Origin of the sequence: Actinomyces urogenitalis DSM 15434 (assembly GCF_000159035.1) — a bacterium.
Taxonomy (GTDB): Bacteria; Actinomycetota; Actinomycetes; order Actinomycetales; family Actinomycetaceae; genus Actinomyces; species Actinomyces urogenitalis.
This window is the reverse complement of record NZ_DS999574.1, coordinates 548,374-552,667: the sequence shown is the minus strand read 5'-3', so window position 1 is coordinate 552,667 and position 4,294 is coordinate 548,374. Positions and strand designations below refer to the sequence as shown.

The following is a 4,294-nucleotide window of genomic DNA, read 5'->3' as shown; positions in this document are numbered from 1 at the left end:
CCCATAACACCTCCCATTCACTAGTTAGCTAAGTTGCTTACAAAATGGGTAAAAAAGAGAACCCGACTCGTAGCGAATGAATTACGCGGCGAGCTTCAGGTTCTTGATGCGGATTGCGGCAGCCTGCTTAGAAACCTCGAAAGTCCTAGCGAGTTCCCGGACAACACGGCGCTTGCGTCGCTCATCCAATGATCGCCAGCCTTCGGGGGCAAGCTCGGTGAATGCCTGCGAGAACGGGTCGCGGGGCATGAGCAGCGCAGCCCCGAGGTAGTTGGCTTGGAACTCGGCGCGGTCTACCTTGTTGTCGGCGCGAACGCCCTCCGAGGTAGTAGTGAACGGGCGATACCCTGTTCCTCCCTTGCACTTCATCCGAGGGTCTCGGTAGTAGATATGCCGATGCAGGAGGAGGTGAGCGCACTCATGGGCAATCGTGAAACGCAGTCGACTGTCCGGGGAGTCACGCAAGGCATCGTCGTCGATAACGATTGTTCGTTCTGGAAAAACGATGTCAACCCTTGCGCCGGTAGACTCGAAGACAGGGATGGACAGCTCCTGGAAGATCGACATTCCAAGCACGCTGCCGTCCGACGAAAGCCGCTGATAGTCCAGTGCCGCTCCCAGGTGAAACTCGGCGAAGCTGTCGACGTCGAGCGGGATAGGCGCCACCAGTTGAGCGCCACCGGCGAATTTCTCGAGCTCCTTCTCTGCGCGAGCCTCGAGTCGCTCCTTACTGAGGTATTTGGGGTCAAGGCTCACTGGTCAGCTTCCCCGCCTTCAATGATGTCGATGATGTCCCGCCACTGCTGGTCACTCAGGTCATGTTCTTTCGCCCGGCGAAGAGCGACGCGAGCCATGTCGGTTTGCATAATGTAGCCCGACAGGTCGGTAGACACCTGGTTCTCGCGAGTCAATGCTGCCAGGTCATACATCCGCTCCCTCTCGGAGCGGGAGAGTCGCAATGTCTCGGCGATGTCCCCCAGCTTGCCGTCCGGGGCAGCGCGGCGCCCTTTCTCGATGTCACTCAGGTATGGAGCGGTCACACCGATGGCGTCCGCGAATTTGCGCATGGTTAAGCCCTGCGTCTTCCTATGTGCTTCCAGGAAGGCACCGAAGCTCTCTGATTTGGTCATTGGAACAGCCTCCTCACGTCTGTTAGCAACTAAGCTAACACGTGAAGTTAACTGGTGCAAGTCTACGGATCAGGAGCCGTCTCGCTGGCTGTCCTCGTGCCGGGGTCGGTTGAGACGGTCGTGGATGAGCGGGAGCAGGATCGCGTCCACGTCGGCGCGGAAGGCTTTGTCCGACAGGTACTTCATGGAGAAGTCGTGATTCTGGGTCATCCGCGCCAGCATGACGTCGGGCATCTTCTCGTCGTAGATGATCTTGAACAGGTCGAGCGGATTATGGGCTCGCAGCTGGATCTCGTTGTCTTGGGCGAGGTCGTCGGCGACCTGTTCGAGCACTTTGTCCATGTTGGTGAACTCGGTGCCCCATCGTTCGTTGAGGGAGTCGAGGATCTTGGAGAGTCGCTCGCGGTCGTCTTCGGTGGGCATGCCCAGCTTGGGCGAGTTGTTCAACTCACCCACCTGGTCTTGTAGGTCGATGGAACCCTCGTAGACCGACTGGAGCCGGTAGTACTGCAAGGTGACCTCATCATCCAGGTGTGGGGCAGGGTCGCCGTCGATGTGGAGCTTGCGGGTCAGCAGCTTCGCGTATGCGGCGAACTTATGCAGCTGCTCGTCGTCGAAGCGGATGATGTGGGTCAAGAACTCGTAGTTGCGGTTGAACTTGTTGAACGCCGAGCGCACCTCGAGCTTTTCCTCATCGTCAAGCGCGTCGAAGCGGCCGACCGCAGGGTCGAGGTAGGCGTTGAGCCTGCCGAAGTCGAGGTTGGTCTGCTGCTTTTGCTCTCTGAAGAACACGGTCGCGAATCCGTCGATCTCTTCGTCTCGCCACAGCTGGTAGGAGGCGATCAGGTGGTAGAGGTCGTAGACGATGTTCGGGTCGGTTTCCTCGCTGATCGAGGTCGACACGTAATAGTCTTGGAACGCCGCCTGAATGTCGTCAGCGCTGTTGACGAAGTCCAACACGAACGTATCTGATTTGCCCGGGCACATCCGGTTGATCCGCGACAGGGTCTGCACGGCCTTGACCCCGTGGAGCTTCTTGTCCACATACATGGTCTGTAGCAGGGGCTGGTCGAATCCGGTCTGGTATTTCTCGGCCACCAACAGGATCTGGTACTCACCGGTGTCGAACCGATCGGGCAGCTCGGCTTCGGGGAAGCCGTTGAGTTGCTCCTCGGTGTAGTCCTGCCCATCGTCTTCGACGGTGCCGGAGAACGCCACCAGCACACCCAGGTCGGTGTAGCCCTTGGCTTTGATGTAGTTGGCGAACGCGAAGTAGTAGCGCACAGCGTGCAACCGGGAGCCGGTCACCAGCATTGCCTTGGCTTTGCCGCCGATCTTGTGCGCCACGTTGCTGCGGAAGTGCTCGATGATGATCTCGGCTTTTTGCCGCAGATTGTGCGGATGCAGGGCTAAGTATTTGCCCAGCGCCTTGTTGGCCTGCTTCTTGGCGTACTCCGGATCCTCAGCGGTGGCCTTACCAACCTTGTAGTACGTCTGGTAGGTGGTGTAATTTGCCAGCACGTCGAGGATGAATCCTTCCTCGATCGCCTGCTTCATCGAATACACATGGAACGGGCGCGGCGTGCCACCAGGAGTCGGGGTGCCGAAGATTTCGAGGGTCTTCTGCTTCGGGGTGGCCGTGAACGCGAAGAACGATAGGTTCGCCTGCCGTCCATGGGTCGCCATATCCGCCGCGATCTGTTCGTCAACCTCGAGCTCCTCGGCCTCTACCTGAGCCTCAGCTCGAGCGTAACGATCCAGCAGCTCTGCCTCGGACTCCTGACCCGCTTGGACAGTGTCAGCCAGCACCTGCTTGAGCCGCTCAGACGCCTGCCCGGTCTGCGACGAGTGTGCCTCATCCACAATCACCGCGAACCGCTTCCCAGCCGTCGCGATGTTGGACACGTCAACGAACGGGAACTTCTGCAACGTCGAAATGATGATCCGAGCACCCCGACCCAGCGCATCAGTGAGCTGGCGGGCGTTCTTATCAACCTTTACGACGACGCCTGCTGTGTGATCCATCGAAAACACCGTGTCTTGGAGCTGCTTATCCAACACGCGCCGGTCGGTGATCACGATGATCGAATCGAACACCACCCGCTGCTGGTCGTCGTGCAGATTCGATAAGTGGTGAGCGAGCCACGCGATCGTGTTCGACTTGCCCGAGCCCGCCGAATGCTGCACCAAATAGTTGTGCCCAGCACCGTTCGCCTTCGCGTCCGCGATGAGTTTGCGGACCGCATCGAGCTGGTGGAAGCGCGGGAAGATCACCTTGTCTTTCGACTTCGCCGGACGCCCCTCAGGGGTCTTGCCGGGCACGAACTGCACGAACCGGTGCAGAATGTCGAGCAACGAGTCTTTCGCAAGCACCTGCTCCCACAAGTAGGACGTCTTGAACTTGCCCTCCACCGGCGGATTACCAGCACCGTTGCTGAAACCACGGTTGAACGGCAGGAACACCGTATCTTGGCCGGCAAGTTTCGTAGTCATCCACACCTCATCGGTGTCAACCGCAAAGTGTACCACCGCGCGTTTACCCAGGGCGAAGAGCTTTTCCGACGGGGAACGGTCCATCTTGTACTGTCGGATCGCATCACGATAGGTCTGCCCAGTCAGCTGATTTTTCAACTCGAGTGTCACCACTGGGATGCCGTTCACCAACAGCACCGTGTCAACCGAGTTCTCGTTACGCGTTGAATACCGTAGCTGGCGCACGATGCTCATCTCGTTCGCCCAGTACTTTTCAGCAAGAACCTCATTCAAGTCGGTGCCGGGAGCGAAGTACACCAGCTTGAACCGAGCACCCACATCCTCAATGCCACGGCGCAGCACGTCGATCACACCACGCTGATCAAGCTGCGCAGCGACACGCTTCAGAAACTTCTGCTCCGCGTTACCCCGGTAAGTGCGTTCCAGTTTGGCCCATTGATCCGGTTGCGTTGTTTTCACGAACTCAATCAAGTCAGCTGGATACAGGCACAGCTCGCGATCAAAACCCTGCGGGTCACGCGTCTCAAACCGGTCAAAATCCGATCCCTGGGTAGTCAGCCAGTATTCGATCTCGGACTCAAACCTGCGCTCCGACGTATCCATCATGCCTCCTCACTAACGCGGACCTTGCCCGTCACCACATCGTTAATAACCTGCTTGCGATACCGCCT

3 protein-coding genes are annotated in these 4,294 nt (G+C 58.4%); all 3 read right to left on the bottom strand.

What is annotated here, in order from left to right; genetic code table 11:
* Positions 1 to 81: 81 nt before the first annotated feature.
* The gene (locus HMPREF0058_RS02335; protein ID WP_004010838.1) at positions 82 to 756 is read right to left on the bottom strand and encodes an ImmA/IrrE family metallo-endopeptidase; all 675 of its coding nucleotides are present in this window, start codon (positions 754 to 756) and stop codon (positions 82 to 84) included.
* Positions 753 to 1,130: a helix-turn-helix domain-containing protein gene (locus HMPREF0058_RS02330; protein ID WP_004010839.1), complete on the bottom strand. Its 378-nt coding sequence runs from the start codon at positions 1,128 to 1,130 to the stop codon at positions 753 to 755. Before HMPREF0058_RS02330 ends, HMPREF0058_RS02335 begins: the two co-directional genes overlap by 4 nt.
* 69 nt (positions 1,131 to 1,199) lie before the next feature.
* Positions 1,200 to 4,226 carry a type I restriction endonuclease subunit R gene (locus tag HMPREF0058_RS02325; protein ID WP_180950893.1) on the bottom strand — a complete coding sequence of 1,009 codons (3,027 nt, stop codon included), beginning with the start codon at positions 4,224 to 4,226 and terminating at the stop codon, positions 1,200 to 1,202.
* Between the last annotated feature and the right edge of the window lie 68 nt (positions 4,227 to 4,294).

Excerpts from the sequence above, each read along its gene's own strand:
- HMPREF0058_RS02330 (WP_004010839.1), bottom strand. The coding sequence starts at position 1,130 with ATGACCAAATCAGAGAGCTTCGGTGCCTTCCTGGAAGCACATAGGAAG.
- HMPREF0058_RS02325 (WP_180950893.1), bottom strand. The coding sequence starts at position 4,226 with ATGGATACGTCGGAGCGCAGGTTTGAGTCCGAGATCGAATACTGGCTG.